Origin of the sequence: Glycomyces sp. L485 (genome assembly GCF_022548875.1) — a bacterium.
Classification (GTDB): Bacteria; Actinomycetota; Actinomycetes; order Mycobacteriales; family Micromonosporaceae; genus Glycomyces.
The window spans coordinates 58,256-74,319 of record NZ_JAKZEW010000007.1 but is presented as its reverse complement, the minus strand read 5'-3'; the positions used below and the strand labels follow the sequence as shown (position 1 = coordinate 74,319).

Below are 16,064 nucleotides of genomic sequence, written 5' to 3'. Positions count from 1 at the left end.
CTGTACCGCTCCGATCAGTGTACGCGCGCGCTGAGCACGGGTGCGAGGCCGGTGGACCACCGTGACTGGTGCAATGCGCCGCTCCCGTGCCATCAGCCGAACAGCGGATGAAAGCCCCATTCAGTATGCGAGCTCTCAAGTTGTCCACATGGCGATGAACCGGGTTATCCACAGGCTTGGAACTTTTTCTTGCCGAGACCGGACATCCAGCCCACCATTGCGTTATGCGACGACTACATGCAGCAATGGTGACGACCGTTATCATCGGCGCCGTCATGGCGGCCGGGACGATCCTGTGGCCCACGCTCGCCGAAGCCCGGGAGAACGGCGAGTGGCGCCCTCCCGCAGGGCCCGTCGACGTGGCGAAGGAGTTCGACCCGCCTCCGCTGCCGTGGCTGCCGGGCCACCGGGGCGTGGACCTCGGCTCCTCGGCCGGCCACCCGGTGGTCGCGGCCGCGGCCGGCACGGTCGTGTTCGCGGGTGGCCTCGCGGGGCGTGGCGTCGTCAGCATCGACCACGCGAACGGTTTGCGCACCACCTACGAGCCGCTCGACCCGCTCGTCGAACCAGGCGCGACCGTCGCGGCAGGCCAGGTGATCGGCCACCTCTCGACGGGCCACCCGTCCTGCCCGAACGAGCCCTGCCTCCATTTGGGGCTGAAGCGGGGCGCGATGTACCTGGACCCGCTCCTGCTCTTCGGCGCGGGCCAGGTGCGGCTACTCCCCCGCCCGGCAGAGGGAGGGCCATGAGTATCGAAGAGGCCGGCCCGCACGAGCTGGGGCGCCTGGGCGAGCGCTTCGCCGCCGCGCACCTGAGACGGGACCGGATGCAACTGCTGGAGCGCAACTGGAAGCACCGGCTCGGCGAGATCGACCTGATCGCCCGCCAAAGGGACGTCGTCGTGTTCTGCGAGGTGAAGACCCGCCGCTCGGAGCGGTACGGCGGCCCGCTGGCGGCGGTCGACGGCGAGAAGCTCCGCCGCGTGGATCGCCTGGCTCGGGCCTGGCTGAAGGAGCACTGCCGGTCGAGCCAGCCGTGGCGGGTCGACCGGATGGGCCTGACCGTCGCCGATGGAAGCCGCATCGTTCTCGAACACCGTTGGGGGATTCGCCATGGGTTACAGCCGGACCAGCACGGTCTGCATGATCGGGACGACCGGGGTGGTCGTGACCGTTGAGGCCTCGGTCTTCAAGTCGACGTCGAAGGGCGATGAGGCCGTGAGGATGTCGGGCCTGCCCGACAGCGTCGTGAACCAGGCGCAGACCCGCGTCCGCTCGGCGATGGCCAACTCGGCACTGCTCTTCCCCGAGAAGTCGGTATCCGTGAATTTCGGACCGGCGTCGCTGCCGACCACCGGGTCCGCCGCCGACCTGGCGCTGGCGGTGACGATCATGTGCGCCGATGAGATGCTCCCCGACCAGCGGCTGGCGGACACCGTCCTCCTGGCCGAGTTGGGGCTTGACGGCAGCCTGCGCTCGGTACCGGGCGCCCTGCCGGCCCTGCTGGCCGCCCACCGGGCGGGCCTGAAGACCGCGATCGTCTCACCGGAGAACGCCGGCGAGGCGGCGCTGGTCGGAGACATGACGATCCTGGCGCCGCGCAACCTGTCCGAACTGGTGGCCTGGCTGCACGGCCAGACGGAGCTGGAGCCGTCGAAGCCGACCGAGACGGCGGGAACGGCGGCTTCGCCGCACCTTCCGGACCTGGCCGACCTGCGCGGTCAACCGAGGGCCCGCAGAGCGCTGGAGATCGCCGCGGCCGGCGGCCACCACATGTTCATGGTCGGCCCGCCCGGGTCCGGAAAGACGATGCTGGCCGAACGGCTCCCGTCGATCCTGCCCCCGCTCACCGACGCCGAAGCCGTCGAGGTCACCTCCCTCCATTCCCTTCGAGGCAGGTTCGCGGGCGGCCGCGCCGAACTGATCCGGCACGCCCCCTTCGAAGCGCCGCACCACTCGATGACGATTCAGTCGCTCATCGGCGGCGGACGGCATGCCGGCCCGGGATCGCTGGCCCTGGCCCACCGAGGAGTCCTGTTCATAGACGAGGCCCCGGAGTGGCGAAGGGAGGTGCTCGACTCGCTGCGCCAGCCGCTCGAGAGCGGCCAGGTCCTCGTGCGCCGCGCGGAGAGCACGGTCGCCTACCCGGCCCGGGTGCTGCTGGTCCTCGCGGCGAACCCCTGCCCGTGCGCGCCGAACCGGCCGATCGAGTGCCACTGTCCGCCCGGCGATCGCAAACGCTACTTCGGAAGGATCTCCAGGCCGCTTCGCGACCGCATCGACCTGCGGATCGACGTCGAGGCGCCCTCGGCGTCCGCCATCTTGTCCGACCAGGTCGAGTCCGAACCGTCCGAACCGGCGGCCAAGCGGGTGGCGGCGGCCCGGCAGGTAGCCGCCGACCGCTGGGCCGAGGCCGGCGAGACCTGGAAGCTCAACTGCGAGGTCCCCGGCCCGGCCCTGCGGTCTCCCAGATGGCGGCTGCCTCCCACTGCCACCGGCGCCGCCGACGGCCTGCTGAGGCGCGAGCGGATCACCGCCCGAGGATACGACCGGATCCTCAAGCTCGCCTGGACCATCGCCGACCTGCGTGAGCACGCCCGCCCCACCGCCGACGACATCGACTCGGCCGCGGAGCTGCGGCTCGGGTACACGATCACTTAGGAGGAGTTGTGAACAGTCTTCCCGACGATCCGCGGCATGCGCTCATGCTGCTGTCCTCGATGGTCGAACCTGGGGACGCCGAACTCGACGACCTGCTCGACGACGTCGGGCCGCTCGAGGCGGTCGAACGCATCTGGGCGGGCAAGGTCCCCGAGCGGCTTGAGCGCATCACCAGCGCCTCGGTCGCCTGCACGCCCGATGCGCGTGAACGCTGCGAAGCGATCGCCGCGGCCACCGAGTCCTGCGGCTCACGGGTCGTGGTGCCCGGCGACCCCGACTGGCCCGAACAGCTGCGCGACCTGCTCATGGTCTGCGACGCCACCGATCCGCACCTGCGCCCGCCCCGGTGCCTGTGGGTCCGCGGCCGGGGCGATCTCGCGGCGCTGTGCCGCCGGTCGGTGGCCATCGTGGGCGCGCGGGCCGCCAGCGAATACGGGCAACACGTCGCCGACGACCTCGCCGCCGACCTGACCGAGGCCGGGTGGACGGTCGTCTCCGGTGGCGCGTTCGGGATCGACCGGGCGGCCCATCTGGGCGCGCTGGCGCGCGGCGGACCCACCGTCGCGGTGCTCGCCTCAGGCGTCGAACAGCCGTATCCGCAGGCGAACCGCTCCATGTTCGACCTGGTTGTCCAAAAGGGCCTGCTCGTGAGCGAGTGGCCGCCCGGCGCCACTCCTATGCGGCATCGGTTCCTGACCCGCAACCGGGTCATCGCGGCACTGTCGGCGGGGACGGTCGTCATCGAGGCCGGAGTCAGGTCCGGGGCGAGGAACACCGCCCGCCACGCGGCCGAGCTGGGGCGGGTGCTCATGTTCACCCCCGGGCCGGTGACCTCGTCCCATTCGGTCGGCGTGCACCAGCTGGCGCGGGAGCCGTGTGAAGCGCGGCTCGTGACGCGAGCGGAGGAGGTCATCGAGGACATCACCGGCATCGGCGGTCCGATGGCGTCGGCCCCGCCCTCGCCTCGCAGGCCCTTCGACCGCCTCACCGAGATCGAGGCGCGCCTCGTCGAAGCCCTGCCGAGGGGCTACGTGGTCGAGGAGGCCCGGCTCGCAGCCGCGGCCGGGGTCCCGGTCGAGGCGGCCACCGAGACGCTCAGACGGCTCCGGGAGGCCGGCTGGGTCGAACTGATGGAAGGGAGGTGGCGACTGGCCAGAGGAACCAGCGGCTGAGGCGGTCGGGTTCAGCAGGAGCCGCTGCCGGAGAGCGGGTAGTCCACAGTGACCGTGTGCGGCTCTTCGAGTTCGGACCTCGGGGCCCAGCACTCGTAGACCGCGCGCTCCACGCAGGACGCGCCGGCGCTCATCGCGGACTCCACGTCCGGGCGTTCCAGCCGCAGCCGGACGAAGTCCTCGTTGCGGCCCAGCACCAGCACGTCGATGTCGCGCCAGCGGGCCTTCGTGAAATACCGCTTCGGCCTCGATACCGGGCTGCGACTGGCCGCGCCGCGCACATATGCGCTGAAGCCGTGCCCCGGGTCGGCGGTGACGCGCACCCGCTCCCCCTCGTGCTCGCCGACCAGGCCCGCGTGTGCCGCTGGGTCGACCCTGAACAGGGCGCGGCCCTTCTCCAGGCCCGGGATGCGACTGATCAGGTCCCGGTGCCGGGCCCCGGCCACGCGGTCCCACACGTTCGTCTGCGGCTGGTACTGGAACAGCGAGATCTCGGTGCCGCCCGGGGTGTAGGCGAGGATCTCGGCCCGGGCGGTCAGCGGCAGGTCGGCGAGGTTCGCCGTGGTGAACTCGGGGATGAGGTGGTTGCCGCTCGGCAGGAAGCCGGTGCCGAGGATCATCGAGCCGCGCCGCTCGCGGCCGGGCATGCTCACCAGGCCCGGGAAGTTCGCGGCCTCGGTACTGACGTAGTCGCACGAGCAGATCACCCGCCAGCGCAGCGCGAACGCGACGTCGTTGAGGTTGTCGGGGTCGCCGGCCAGTGTCACCCGGTCCAAGGGCGTGCGCAGGTGCGCGACGTCGAACTCGCGGAAGCACACGCCGCTCACCATTGGCGGCGTCGTCAACTGCCGCGCTACCTGATTGCGGCTCAGCGGCTTGATCATGCGGGTGCCGACCGCGACGAACGCGGTCGCGCGCACCGCGGACACCAGGGCGCGCTCGGCGCCCTCGATGCGCGGGTTCTGGCTGTACTGGTGGACGGTCCGGAAGTCGGCTCCCGGCATCATGGGGACCGAGACCGGTGCCACGCCCGCCCGCAGCAGTTCGCCTCCGGCACTGGACACTTCGGAGGCGTGAACATAGCGGTGGAAGGTCCGGCCGCTGGGCTGGAACCCGTTCTCGTGGGAATCCGAGTAGAGCTCGAAGGCGGCCCCACCGGCGATCGGTCGCGCCGTGTAGCGCCTGTCATGCCAGACGATCTCAGTGGTAGAGGTCGAGGATGCCGGGGCCTGCATGGTGCGAAGCCTACCGAGAGTGAGGAACATCTGGGTGAACCGAACATGAACAAGAACTTCCGGACAGCACGAGACGCGCTCACATGGTCTCGGTGATCTTCTTGAGACCTCGTGGCGCGTCCGGGTTCTCGCCCCGCTCGAGCGCCAGGTGGAGCGCGAGTTGCTGCAGGGGAAGAATGTCCAGAATAGCCGCCAGTCGCTCGTCGACCGCGGGGGTCCTGAGCCGGGCGGTCTGGCCGGGCAGGTCCGCGGCTCCGACCACGACGACGTCGGCCCGCTGACGGCCGAGTTGAGCAAGGACGTTCCACATCGCATGGCCGCCGGGGCCGGAGCCGACGACGGCGAGCACCGGAACGCCGGGGTCGGTCATCGCGAGGGGGCCGTGGAGGAGGTCGGCGCCGGAGAAGGCGAGCGCGGGCAGATAAGAGGTCTCCATGAGTTTGAGCGCGGTCTCGCGGGCGGTCGGGTAAGCGTAGCCGCGGCCGGTGGTGACGAACCGCTCGGCGAAGCGGTAGCGGCCGGCGAGCTCGCCGGCGAACGAGTCGTCGAGGACGTCGCGGGCGAGTTCGGGGAGCTCGGCGAGCGCGGCTGCCTCGGTGGTGTCGATGCGGCCGGTGCCGGTGCGGATGCCCTCGATGAGCATCAGGAGCGTGAGGAGCTCGGCGGTGTAGGTCTTGGTGGCGGCGACGGCCCGCTCCTGCCCGGCGCGGACGTCGAGATGGAGTTCGGCCTCGTCGGCCAGGGGCGAGGAGGGATTGTTGGTGACGGCCAGGGTGAGCGCGCCGGTGGCGCGGGCGGCGGCTATGACCTGGGCGAGGTCGGGCGAGCCGCCGGACTGGCTGACGGCGATGACGAGGCAGTCGGACCAGTCGGGGCGCGAGTCGTAGACGGTGACCACGGAGGGGCTGGCGAGACTCGCGGGAAGACCGAGCCGGATCTCGGTGAGGTAGGCGGCGTAGAGAGCGGCGTGGTCGGAGGTGCCGCGCGCGGTGAAGACGATGGAGCGAGGGCGACATTCGGCGATGCGGGCGGCGACGGCCGCGATGTCGCCGCGGCCGTGGTCGAGCAGGCCTGACATGACTTCGGGCTGCTCGACGATGTCGGCGGCCATGCCCCTGCCGGGCTGGTCGGCTGAGGTGGCGTCGGCTTCGCCGATCCGGGGCTCGTTCACGTGACGCTCCTTGTGCGCGGTTGCCGAACAAATCTGAATGCACTTTCATGATGAGCCCCGGTCGACGCCTGTCCACGGGCGTCCCCCACTCGGCCCAAGACCGTGTCTAGCTCCCTGTTTACCCTCAACGCCTTCGGAGTGACAGAGATCGTGCCGGTATGGTGGATCCCTGCATCCCGACCGACCGAGGAGGAGCGATGGCAAAAGCCGCACGCAAGCGCAAGTCGCGCAAGAAGAAGGCCGCGAACCACGGAAAGCGTCCGAACAGCTAGCGAATTGCGGGGCAGTGCCGATTCAAGGACGAAAGTGCGCCATGATTGCGAGCTGCCCCGCGACCGCAGTGGTGGAAACCGGACAAGAACGAGACTTGCCCATATGACGCAATCGCCGCGCGAGACGCGCGACAGCAATCAGCCGAGCACGCGTGAGCGCATTCAGCGGACCGCGATCGCCCTCTTCAGCGAGCACGGCTACGAGCGCACTTCACTACGGGAGATAGCCGAGCATCTCGGCGTGACGAAGGCCGCCCTCTACTACCACTTCAAGACCAAGGAAGACATCGCGGCGAGCTTCTTCGACTCGTACGCCGACGACGTCGACCGCATCTGCGAATGGGGCGAAGACCAGCCCAAGACCATCGAGACCAGGCGGGAGCTGCTGCGCCGCTACGCCGAGGTCATCCGCGCCCACGTCCCGGTCCTGAGGTTCCAGCAGTACAACCAGGCCGCACTGACTCGCCTGGACCGGGGCTCTATCTTCCGCCAGCGCGTGCTCAGACTGCACGCGCTGCTGGCAGATGAGAACGATGAGCTGATCCACCGCATGCGCGCCTGGGACGCGATCACGACGCTGTACAGCAACTGGATCACCTTCCCGAGGACCGTCGATTCGGATCAGGAGCTGCGGGAGGCGTCGCTGACGATCTCGATCCGCCTACTGGAGGCGAACGAGCGGGAGCGAACCGAGAAGGCCGGCGGCTGAGGGTCGAGCTCGCCCGGGCCCGTCCCGGCCGAGCGGCTCAGCGCTCGCGCTCGGCCATCTCGGTGAAGACCTCGCCGACCTGCTCGATGGCGCTCAGCTTCCGGCGCAGGCGGTCCTTCACCTCGTCGGGCGCCTTCTCCTGGCTGCAGCACCGGTGCACCATAGCGCGGACTTCCTGCTCGATGCCGTACTCGGCGAGGCAGGGCGAGCACTCGTCGAGGTGCGCCCTGATCACCGAGCGGCGGACTTCGGAGCACTCGTCGTCGATGTAGAGGTAGACCTCTTCGAGCACCTCGCGACAATCGAGTTCGGGCTTGTCCGATTCTGGGCTCGTCACCGTTGTCCCTCCCGTGCGGTCGACAGACCGCGATCCGCGGCGTATGCGCTCAGTTTCTGACGCAATTGCCGGCGGCCCCGGTGGAGCCGCGACATGACCGTTCCGATCGGGGTGCCCATGATGTCGGCGATCTCCTTGTAGGAGAAGCCTTCGACGTCCGCCAGGTAGACCGTCAGCCGGAAGTCCTCGCCGAGGCTCTGGAGCGCCTCCTTGACGTCGGAGTCGGGCAGCCGGTCAAGGGCTTCGGTCTCGGCGGAGCGCAGGCCGGTGGGGCTGTGCGACTCGGCGTCGGCGAGCTGCCAGTCGGTGATCTCGTCGGTGGGCGAGGTCTGCGGCTGGCGCTTCTTCTTCCGGTAGGAGTTGATGTACGTGTTGGTGAGGATCCGGTACAGCCACGCCTTGAGGTTCGTGCCTTCGCGGAACTGGTGGAACTTGGAGTAGGCCTTGAGGTAGGTCTCCTGGACCAGGTCCTCGGCGTCGGCGGGGTTGCGCGTCATGCGCAGCGCGGCGCCGTAGAGCTGGTCGAGCAGTGGCATCGCGTCCCGTTCGAAGCGCGTGCGCCGTTCCGCCGCGGTCTCGTTCGCCGACTCGGTCACCGTCTCCCTCTCGTCGAGCATCGCTTTCGAGCCTACGGCAGCGATCTGAGAAGAGTCGGAGGAAAGAGGGTCGGCAGTGACGCCGGCGGCACGATCTGGAGCCTGGTCACCCTCCAGGTCGGGGTTCCACTCGGGCCCGCGAAGCAGAGCGGCCACGCGCTCGTCGTCGCGTGCTTGCCGAACAGTCATCATCATGCGGCGCTCTCCTCGCTGTGCGTACTCATGGCCCGCGGGCTCCGCCATCGGTGGAGACTCGAATCGCACAACGCCCTGCGGCCGCGGTTCATTCCGCCGGGGCGAGAACTGGGCAGTCGCGATCGCCACAGTCGGTGACCGTTCGGAAATAGCCTGATTGCTCAAAAATGTATTGAATACATAACTTTGGGTGATCTCGATCGTTATCGTGAGTGGGCCCGCCAGGGCCCTGATCGCGGCGAGAAATCGGCGCGTGAACTCCCAGTGCCTGCCCCGGGTCGGCGGACCAGACACCGCCGTCGGCCCGGGGAGGCTCACCCTCCCGCATCACGCCGACGAGAAGGCCGCGGCACTCCTGGGCGTGCGCCGCGGCGGTCTCCTCGGTTCCTCTTCTTCCGGTCAGGCTCCCACCGCGAGGGGGTTGATGTCCTTCCAAGCCTCGATCATCGCTCGGCGCTCCCGCGGGGCCGTGGCCCCCCAGATGCCGTGCCGGTCACGCGCTTCGAGCGCCCGGACCAGGCACGGGGTCCTCACGGGACACGAGGCACAGAGCCTGAGCGCGTCGTCGACGGGCTCGCGGGGCTCGGGGAACATGACCTCGGGGTCGGCGTCGGCGCAGTTGCCCCGGCGCAGCCAGTCGTCCCCGCTCATGCGGTAGTGGCCTTTGATCTCATTGCGGTATTCGTAGGCGTCGAGCAGCCGGGGGTCCCTCCGGGCTCGCGCTACTTCGTCGGGGCGGATCCGCCGCATATCTGCCTCCCTTTGCCTTCCGCCGCCGACGCCTCCGGGGGCCTCGAAGCCCTCGGGGGGAACTGATGGACACCGTCGACGGCGGCTTGTACACGAAAGAGCGACGCGCAAGGGTACAGATACCGTTGATCAAATATGATAGACATCACATTCCTGGGAGGGTAGAAGGCCCCTCCTCGGCATCAACCGGGCGAATCAACTCGGGACCGTCGTTGCCCGCGCGGCCCACCGCGCGTCCGACCTTCCTGATCTCCAGGTTCCGCGGCAGCTGGGGAACCGGTCCCGCGAGGAGCTCGCCCTCGTCGGCCTCCTCCTCGCCCAGCCAGGCCGCGAACCGCTCTGGCGGAAGGACATACGGCATCCGGTCGTGGACCGTCTCGATCGCCTCGCCCACCGCCGGGCAGGTGAGCACCGTGAAGCTCAGCAGGCTCGTATCGTCTCGACTCCAGGTCTCCCACAGTCCGGCGAACACGACGCCGCCCGGAAGGGTGAAATAGTACGGCTGCTTCCCGCCATCAGGGAGCTTGCGCCACTCGTACCAGCCGTCGGCCGGGATCAGCGCCCGCCGCGAGGAGAAAGGCCGCTTGTAGGCCTTCGAGGTGGCAACGGTCTCGATGCGGGCGTTGAACATCCGCGTACCGATCGACGGATCGGGCGACCACGGCGGCACCAGGCCCCACCGCGCCAGCTCCACCACGCGCTCGTCCCGGCTCTTCGATCGCCGCACCACCGGCGCCGACACCGTGGGCGCGATGTTGTAGCTGGGTGCCCATCCTGGCGAAGATCGCGAGCCAGGACCTTGCTTCGCGCCGGCGATGAGATCGTCGGCCTCGAACAGGGCGGCCATGTCGCCGCCGGACTTGCTGTTGGCGTACCTCCCACACATGACCCCACGCTATCGCCGGGCACCGACAATCGGGGCCCGCATCGTCCGCACACTAGAATGGGCCCGTGACAGGAACAGCCGCACCGAAGCAACGCCGTTGGACGCCGCCGTACGCCGAGCGCGAGCTCGACGCCGTCGTCCGCGTCCCCGGCTCGAAGTCGATGACCGCCCGCGCGCTCGTCCTGGCGAGCCTCGCGACCACCCCCTCGACCATCCGGCGACCGCTCTATTCGCGCGACACGCTCCTCATGGTCGACGGCCTGCGCTCACTGGGCGCCGAGATCGACACCAGTGACGACGACCTGTGGACGGTCAATCCCGCTCCACTGCACGGCGGCACCGACGTCGACTGCGGTCTCGCCGGCACCGTCATGCGCTTCCTGCCCCCCGTCGCCGCGCTCGCCTCGGGCCCGGTGGCCTTCGACGGCGACCCGCACGCCCGCAAGCGGCCCAACGACGGCGTCATCAAGGCCCTGCGGGACCTCGGCGTCGAGGTCGACGACGGCGGCCGCGCGGCCCTGCCGTTCACCGTCCGCGCCACCGGCGGCGTCAAGGGCGGTGAGCTCGCCGTCGACGCCTCCAAGACCTCCCAGCTGGTAAGCGCCCTGCTCATGGCCGCTCCTCGCTTCGAGAACGGCCTCGACCTGCGCCACATCGGCGACCGCCCCGTGCCGAGCCGCCCCTACCTCGACATGGTCGTCCAGATGCTCCGCCAGGCCGGCGCCGAAGTCGACGACTCCGAGGGGAACCGCTGGAAGGTCGCCCCCGGCGAGCTGTCCGGCCGCGAATGGGTCATCGAGCCCGACCTCCAGAACGCCGCCCCGTTCCTGTGCGCGGCGGTCGTCGTCGGCGGGCACCTCACCGTCGAGGACTGGCCGACCGAGACCACCCAGGCCGGAGACAAGATCCGCGACATCCTCGTCGAGATGGGCTCGCGCGTCGAATGGACCCGCGGCGGCCTCACCGTCGTCGGCTCACCCTCGACGTTGAGCGTCGACCTCGACCTCGCGGACGCCTCCGAGCTCACCCCGTCCCTGGCCGCGCTGTTCGGCGTCTCCAGGGGCACCTCCTCGATCCGGGGCGTCGCCCACATCAGGGGCCACGAGACCGACCGCATCGCCGCGCTCGTCAGGGAGCTCACCAAACTCGGCGCCGAGGTCGTCGAATACGACGACGGGCTCAAGGTCACCGCCCGGGCGACCCGGCCGATGACCTGGGAGACCTACGCCGACCACCGCATGGCCCACGCGGGTGCCATCACCGGCCTGGTCACCCCCGATTTCAGTGTCTCCGACGTCGCCTGCACCTCCAAGACCTGGCCCGACTTCGCGAGCGTCTGGGAGCAGGCGATCCTCGGACACGGCAACGCCGGGGGAGCGGGCGCCTAGTGCCGGCCCGGGAGTACGACGAAGACGACGTGCGTGTCCGCCCCGCGCGTCGTTCCCGACCCCGGACCAAGATCCGCCCCAAGCACGAGAACGCCCGCTCCGGCTTCGTCACCGCCGTCGACCGCGGCCGCTACACCTGCCTGGTCGACGGCGACGCCGTCACCGCGATGAAGGCCCGTGAGCTGGGCAAGCAGTCGATAGTCGTCGGCGACCGAGCCGCGCTCGTCGGCGACTTGTCGGGACGCGAGGGCACCCTCGCCAGGATCGTGCGGATCGAACCCAGGCACGGTCAGCTGCGCCGCTCCGCCGACGACGACAGCGCCACCGAGCGCGTCGTCGTAGCCAACGTCGACCGGCTGGTCATCGTCGCGAGCCTCGTCGACCCGCCGCTGCGCTACGGCTTCGTCGACCGATGCCTCGTGGCCGCCTACGACGCCGCCGTCGCCCCCGTGCTGTGCCTGACCAAGACCGACCTGGCCCCCGAACTCGTCGCGGAGGTCGAGAACTACTACTCGCAGCTGGAGCTGACGACGGTCACCACGCGCCCGGACGAGCCGCTCGACCATCTCGTGGAGCTCCTGGCCGACCAGGAGAACGTCTTCTTCGGACACTCCGGGGTCGGGAAGTCCACGCTGATCAACCGCCTGGTGCCGGGAGCCGGGCGGGCCGTCGGCGAGGTCCGGTCGATCGGCAAGGGCAGCCATACCTCGACCAGCACCGTCGCCCTCGAACTGCCCGGCGGAGGCTGGGTCATCGACACACCGGGCGTGCGCTCCTTCGGCCTCGCCCACGTCACGCCCGACTCGATACTCAAGGCCTTCCCCGAACTCGCCGAGATCGCCGCCGACTGCCCGAGGGGCTGCACCCACACCCCCGAGATCGGCGACTGCGCGCTCGACGCCGCGATCGGCGCCGACGATCCGATGGCCGGCCGACTGGACTCGTTCCGCCGCATGCTCACCTCGCTGGCGGAGTCCGACGGTAAGACCTGAGTAATATGAGGCGCATGCCCACCTCGAGCTATAACGACGATCTCGGCCTCGCGCACATGCTCGCCGACAGCGCCTCCCGGATCGGCTCAGAACGGTTCCGCGCCTCGGACCTGCAGATTTCCACCAAACCGGACATGACCGAGGTCTCCGACGCGGACACCACCATCGAGGAGGTCATCCGCTCCACTCTCGCCAGGGCCAGGCCCCGCGACGGCGTCTACGGCGAGGAGTTCGGCGACAACCCCGGCGCATCCGGCCGCAAATGGGTCGTCGACCCGATCGACGCCACTCGCAACTACGTTCGCGGCGTGCCGATCTGGGCTACGCTCATCGCGCTGTTCGACCGAGGCGAGCCCGTCGTCGGCGTCGTCAGCGCCCCGGCGCTCGACCGGCGCTGGTGGGCCATGAAGGGCGCGGGCGCCTACGCCGGGCGCAGCCAGCGCGCGGGCAAGCGGATCCACGTCTCGAAGGTCGCGAAGCTGTCCGACGCGTCGGTGAGCATCTCCTCGATCACCGGGTGGACGAAGGCGGGCCGCGAGGGCGCCATGCTGGCGATGCTGCACGAGGCCTGGCGTGAGCGCGGCTTCGGCGACTTCTACTCGTACTGCCTGCTCGCCGAAGGCTGCGTCGACATCGCAGCCGAACCCGAAGTGGCGCTGTGGGATCTGGCGCCGCTGGCCTTGCTCGTCGAGGAGGCCGGGGGGACCTTCACCGATCTGAGGGGACGGCCGGGGCCGGACGGCGGCTCCGCGGTCGCGACCAACGGCCTGCTGCATGAGCATGCGTTGGAGCGCCTGGGGATCCGCTGACGTCCGGCCCTGACCGCTCAGCGCTCGGCGAGGAACTTGAGGTGCTCGCCGCGCTGGTGGATGCCGCCGCCTTCGTGCTTGTTCCACGGCCACACGGTGATCCGCTTCTCGCCCTGCCAGCGGTTGTACGCGGCGAAGACCGTCGACGGCGGGCAGATGTCGTCCATCAGGCCGACCGAGTACAGAGCCGGAGCGGTGCCCCGGGCGGCGAAGTGGACGCCGTCGAAGTAGGAGAGCGTCTCGAAGACGCGGTCCTCACGCAGGCGCTGTCCGGACAGGAACTCGACGATCTCCTGGTACGGGAAGGAGTCGGTGATGGTGACGGCGCGGCGGAAGTGCGTCAGGAACGGCACGTCGATCATCGCGCCCGCCACATCGTCTCGTAGACCGCCGACAGCCTGGGTGATGCCGCCGCCCTGGCTGCCGCCGGCGATGACGATCCTGTCGGCGTCGATGGCCTCGTGGCCCTTGGCGACGTCGACAGCGCGGTAGGCGTCGGTGAAGACGCGCCGGTAGTAGTAGTGCTCGGGGGACTCGAGGCCCTGTGTCATCCAGCCGCGGTTGGTGGGGCCGGTGGTGCCGTAAGGGTCGCCGGTGTCGCCAGGCTGCCAGTTGCCGTAGCCCTGGCCGCGGGTGTCCATCACCAGGTGGGCCCAGCCGGCGGCGGGGTAGGTGGTGTGCGCCCAGGGGAATGAGCGGCCGCCGGAGTATCCGATGTACTCCACGACGCACGGCAGGGGGCCTTCGATGCCTTTGGGCAGCAGGAGCCAGCCCTTGATCGCGTGGCCGCCCCAGCCGGCGAAGGCGAGGTCGAAGACGTCGACGGTGGTGAGGCCGGTCTCGACGGCTTCGAGCCGGACGTCGAGGTCGTGGGCGCCGGTTTCGGTGAGGGTCTGCTTCCAGAACTCGTCGAAGCCGGCCGGTTCAGGGACGTCGGGCCGGTACTCGCGGAGTTCGTCGAGCGGTAGGTCGAAAAGTGCCATGGCGAATTCTTAGCACAGGCGCACGGGAAAAGCCACAGTGTCACACACCCCTCAACATTGACGGCAAGTTTGCATATTTTTGGTGGTTTTGTGGGAATTTTCGGCGAAATGTTACCGAGAACTCGCAACCGCAAGCGTTATCAAGCAACCGCTAATATTGCCAGACATATCCAGACATTTAACTATAATGTCCTCTTTATGAAAGGACCTTGACATGGAGCATGTCTTCGACGGCAACCACTCCAGGCGCCGATTCTGGGCCATCGCCGGCCTCGCGGCCGCCGTACCGTTCGCCGCCTCGAGTCTCGCCTGGGACGCCCGGGAGGCCCATGCCCAGCAAGGCAGCCCCGTCGGCTGGGCCACTCAGAACGGCGGCACGACCGGCGGCGCCGGCGGCGGCACCACGACCGTCTCGTCGGCTTCGGCCTTCGCCTCGGCCGTCAGCGGCAGCTCGCGCAAGATCGTGCGGGTCAGCGGCACCATCAACCTGTCGGGCATGGTCAAAGTCGGGCCTAACACCACGATCATCGGCAACTCCGGCGCCACCATCACCAGAGGCGGGCTCAACTTGGACCAGACGCGCAATGTCATCGTCCAGAACCTGACCTTCCGCGACTACTCCGACGACGCGATCAACGTCCAGCGGCAGTCGACCAACATCTGGATCGACCACAACACCTTCGGGGCCGGCAACGACGGCGCCTGCGACATCAAGCGGGGATCGGACTTCATCACCGTCTCCTGGAACCGGTTCAACGGCACCAACAAGACCATGCTGCTCGGGCACTCCGACAACAACGGCGGCCAGGACCGGGGACACCTGCGGGTCTCCTACCACCACAACTACTTCAACGGCACCACCCAGCGAACACCGCGGGTCCGCTTCGGCAACCCCGTCCACGTCTACAACAACTACTACCGCAACGTCCGGTCGTACTGCGTGGCGACGACCATGGACGCAGGGGTCCTCGTCGAAGGGAACTACTTCGAGAACTGCAACCGCACCGTCGACCTCGGACAGGGCAGCTCCGGACCCGGCCGGGTGGTGTCGCGGAACAACCACCTGGTCAACTCCCCCGCGCCCGTCAGCAGCGGGTCGGTCCCGGGAGTGCCGTACTCATTCAGGCTCGACACGCCCTCGCAGGTCGCCTCCATCGTGAGCGGCGGAGCCGGAGCCAGGTGACTTGATTTCGACTCCCCCACGACAGCGCGCCCGGCCGGGGTTCCGGCCGGGCGCCTCCTCGCCGCAGCGGCGCGACAGCGACCGGCGGGGCGGCGCAGAGTCCGCCGACCTCGGTCACCGCCTCCGGTGCCATCGGCGGCAGCGGCACGGTCCGCGTCCGTTCGCCGGCGCGGCCCAGTCACTCCAGTCACAACCGCATATCGGGACCGACAAGCGATGGCCGGCCCCTTTCCCACCTACTTGAGACGATTGAGGGCGGGGACTTGTAGGCACTCTCATGCAACCGCTAGCATCCTTCTATCGAGATGTCTAAATGTGTTGACGTCTCCCCCTCCTCCGAAAGGATCGCTACGATATGGAGAACATCTTCAACGGCAAGTACTCCAGGCGCCGCTTCTGGAAGGTCGCCGGCCTGACGGCGGCCGTTCCCGTGGCGGCGAGCACGGGGTTCCTCGCCACCCGCTCGGCGCGAGCGGTCGAGACCGGAACGTGGTACTTCATCGAATCCCGGCACTCCGGCCTCGTCCTCGACGTCCTCGACCGCTCGACCGAGCCGGGCGCCGAGATCATCCAATGGAACAACACCGGCGGGACGAACCAGCAGTTCCGGTTCATCGACGCGGGCGGCGGCTACTACCGCATCCAGGCGCGGCACTCGAACATGGTGCTGGACGTGTGGGAGTGGAACGCCGACAACGGCGCCACCATCGCCCAATTCGACGACGC

The 16,064-nt window shown here is 69.1% G+C and carries 17 protein-coding genes; 10 read left to right on the top strand and 7 right to left on the bottom strand.

The features are described 5' to 3' along the window. Positions 1-245 precede the first annotated feature (245 nt). From L0U85_RS06275 to dprA, 4 genes are read left to right on the top strand one after another with little or no spacing between them, the layout of a single operon-like run. The gene (locus tag L0U85_RS06275; protein ID WP_241376901.1) at positions 246-749 is read left to right on the top strand and encodes a M23 family metallopeptidase; all 504 of its coding nucleotides are present in this window, start codon (positions 246-248) and stop codon (positions 747-749) included. After that, the gene (locus L0U85_RS06270) at positions 746-1,177 is read left to right on the top strand and encodes a YraN family protein (RefSeq protein ID WP_241376900.1); all 432 of its coding nucleotides are present in this window, start codon (positions 746-748) and stop codon (positions 1,175-1,177) included. Before L0U85_RS06275 ends, L0U85_RS06270 begins: the two co-directional genes overlap by 4 nt. Next, positions 1,143-2,660 carry a YifB family Mg chelatase-like AAA ATPase gene (locus tag L0U85_RS06265; protein WP_241376951.1) on the top strand — a complete coding sequence of 506 codons (1,518 nt, stop codon included), beginning with the start codon at positions 1,143-1,145 and terminating at the stop codon, positions 2,658-2,660. Before L0U85_RS06270 ends, L0U85_RS06265 begins: the two co-directional genes overlap by 35 nt. 8 nt (positions 2,661-2,668) lie before the next feature. Next, on the top strand, positions 2,669-3,832 hold the full coding sequence (gene dprA, locus L0U85_RS06260; protein WP_241376899.1) for a DNA-processing protein DprA: 1,164 nt from the start codon (positions 2,669-2,671) through the stop codon (positions 3,830-3,832). A gap of 11 nt (positions 3,833-3,843) precedes the next feature. Here dprA and L0U85_RS06255 read toward each other — a convergent pair whose 3' ends face one another. Together L0U85_RS06255 and L0U85_RS06250 are read right to left on the bottom strand one after the other, a co-directional pair. Beyond that, positions 3,844-5,067 carry a hypothetical protein gene (locus L0U85_RS06255; RefSeq protein ID WP_241376898.1) on the bottom strand — a complete coding sequence of 408 codons (1,224 nt, stop codon included), beginning with the start codon at positions 5,065-5,067 and terminating at the stop codon, positions 3,844-3,846. 79 nt (positions 5,068-5,146) lie between these two features. Beyond that, positions 5,147-6,178 carry an SIS domain-containing protein gene (locus L0U85_RS06250; RefSeq protein ID WP_277605460.1) on the bottom strand — a complete coding sequence of 344 codons (1,032 nt, stop codon included), beginning with the start codon at positions 6,176-6,178 and terminating at the stop codon, positions 5,147-5,149. A gap of 435 nt (positions 6,179-6,613) precedes the next feature. On the opposite strand from L0U85_RS06250, the gene L0U85_RS20515 reads away from it, so the two are divergent. Next, positions 6,614-7,219: a TetR/AcrR family transcriptional regulator gene (locus L0U85_RS20515; RefSeq protein WP_277605449.1), complete on the top strand. Its 606-nt coding sequence runs from the start codon at positions 6,614-6,616 to the stop codon at positions 7,217-7,219. A gap of 37 nt (positions 7,220-7,256) precedes the next feature. On the opposite strand, the gene rsrA is transcribed toward L0U85_RS20515, so the two are convergent. The 4 genes from rsrA to L0U85_RS06225 all read right to left on the bottom strand — a co-directional run bounded on the left by rsrA (position 7,257) and on the right by L0U85_RS06225 (position 9,983). Further along, on the bottom strand, positions 7,257-7,556 hold the full coding sequence (gene rsrA / locus L0U85_RS06240) for a mycothiol system anti-sigma-R factor (protein ID WP_241376896.1): 300 nt from the start codon (positions 7,554-7,556) through the stop codon (positions 7,257-7,259). Then, positions 7,553-8,344 carry a sigma-70 family RNA polymerase sigma factor gene (locus L0U85_RS06235; RefSeq protein ID WP_347177370.1) on the bottom strand — a complete coding sequence of 264 codons (792 nt, stop codon included), beginning with the start codon at positions 8,342-8,344 and terminating at the stop codon, positions 7,553-7,555. Before L0U85_RS06235 ends, rsrA begins: the two co-directional genes overlap by 4 nt. Before the next feature lie 402 nt (positions 8,345-8,746). Then, positions 8,747-9,097, bottom strand: a complete 351-nt coding sequence (locus L0U85_RS06230; RefSeq protein WP_241376894.1) for a WhiB family transcriptional regulator — start codon at positions 9,095-9,097, stop codon at positions 8,747-8,749. A gap of 145 nt (positions 9,098-9,242) precedes the next feature. Next, positions 9,243-9,983: an SOS response-associated peptidase gene (locus tag L0U85_RS06225; protein WP_277605448.1), complete on the bottom strand. Its 741-nt coding sequence runs from the start codon at positions 9,981-9,983 to the stop codon at positions 9,243-9,245. Between the two features lie 65 nt (positions 9,984-10,048). On the opposite strand from L0U85_RS06225, the gene aroA reads away from it, so the two are divergent. From aroA to hisN, 3 genes are read left to right on the top strand one after another with little or no spacing between them, the layout of a single operon-like run. Beyond that, a complete protein-coding gene (gene aroA / locus L0U85_RS06220; RefSeq protein ID WP_241376892.1) occupies positions 10,049-11,371 on the top strand; it encodes a 3-phosphoshikimate 1-carboxyvinyltransferase in 1,323 nt (440 codons plus the stop codon). Next, on the top strand, positions 11,371-12,363 hold the full coding sequence (rsgA, locus tag L0U85_RS06215) for a ribosome small subunit-dependent GTPase A (protein ID WP_241376891.1): 993 nt from the start codon (positions 11,371-11,373) through the stop codon (positions 12,361-12,363). The genes aroA and rsgA overlap by 1 nt, the downstream gene beginning before the upstream one ends. Positions 12,364-12,377: 14 nt before the next feature. Then, on the top strand, positions 12,378-13,172 hold the full coding sequence (gene hisN, locus L0U85_RS06210; RefSeq protein ID WP_241376890.1) for a histidinol-phosphatase: 795 nt from the start codon (positions 12,378-12,380) through the stop codon (positions 13,170-13,172). Between the two features lie 17 nt (positions 13,173-13,189). Here the strand turns inward: hisN and L0U85_RS06205 are convergent, their stop codons facing one another. Beyond that, positions 13,190-14,155: an acetylxylan esterase gene (locus L0U85_RS06205; RefSeq protein ID WP_241376889.1), complete on the bottom strand. Its 966-nt coding sequence runs from the start codon at positions 14,153-14,155 to the stop codon at positions 13,190-13,192. Between the two features lie 214 nt (positions 14,156-14,369). Between L0U85_RS06205 and L0U85_RS06200 the strand changes: the two genes are divergently transcribed. Beyond that, positions 14,370-15,338, top strand: a complete 969-nt coding sequence (locus L0U85_RS06200) for a hypothetical protein (RefSeq protein ID WP_241376888.1) — start codon at positions 14,370-14,372, stop codon at positions 15,336-15,338. Positions 15,339-15,693: 355 nt separating this feature from the next. Beyond that, the coding region (locus tag L0U85_RS06195) for an RICIN domain-containing protein (protein ID WP_241376887.1) at positions 15,694-16,064 on the top strand (371 nt) is incomplete at its 3' end.

What these genes read in the sequence shown, in the direction of transcription:
- L0U85_RS06275 (WP_241376901.1), top strand. Translation starts at nt 246, where the DNA reads ATGGTGACGACCGTTATCATCGGCGCCGTCATGGCGGCCGGGACGATC.
- L0U85_RS06270 (WP_241376900.1), top strand. Translation starts at nt 746, where the DNA reads ATGAGTATCGAAGAGGCCGGCCCGCACGAGCTGGGGCGCCTGGGCGAG.
- L0U85_RS06265 (WP_241376951.1), top strand. Translation starts at nt 1,143, where the DNA reads ATGATCGGGACGACCGGGGTGGTCGTGACCGTTGAGGCCTCGGTCTTC.
- L0U85_RS06255 (WP_241376898.1), bottom strand. Translation starts at nt 5,067, where the DNA reads ATGCAGGCCCCGGCATCCTCGACCTCTACCACTGAGATCGTCTGGCAT.
- L0U85_RS06250 (WP_277605460.1), bottom strand. Translation starts at nt 6,178, where the DNA reads ATGGCCGCCGACATCGTCGAGCAGCCCGAAGTCATGTCAGGCCTGCTC.
- L0U85_RS20515 (WP_277605449.1), top strand. Translation starts at nt 6,614, where the DNA reads ATGACGCAATCGCCGCGCGAGACGCGCGACAGCAATCAGCCGAGCACG.
- L0U85_RS06235 (WP_347177370.1), bottom strand. Translation starts at nt 8,344, where the DNA reads ATGATGACTGTTCGGCAAGCACGCGACGACGAGCGCGTGGCCGCTCTG.
- L0U85_RS06230 (WP_241376894.1), bottom strand. Translation starts at nt 9,097, where the DNA reads ATGCGGCGGATCCGCCCCGACGAAGTAGCGCGAGCCCGGAGGGACCCC.
- L0U85_RS06225 (WP_277605448.1), bottom strand. Translation starts at nt 9,983, where the DNA reads ATGTGTGGGAGGTACGCCAACAGCAAGTCCGGCGGCGACATGGCCGCC.
- hisN (WP_241376890.1), top strand. Translation starts at nt 12,378, where the DNA reads ATGCCCACCTCGAGCTATAACGACGATCTCGGCCTCGCGCACATGCTC.
- L0U85_RS06205 (WP_241376889.1), bottom strand. Translation starts at nt 14,155, where the DNA reads ATGGCACTTTTCGACCTACCGCTCGACGAACTCCGCGAGTACCGGCCC.
- L0U85_RS06200 (WP_241376888.1), top strand. Translation starts at nt 14,370, where the DNA reads ATGGAGCATGTCTTCGACGGCAACCACTCCAGGCGCCGATTCTGGGCC.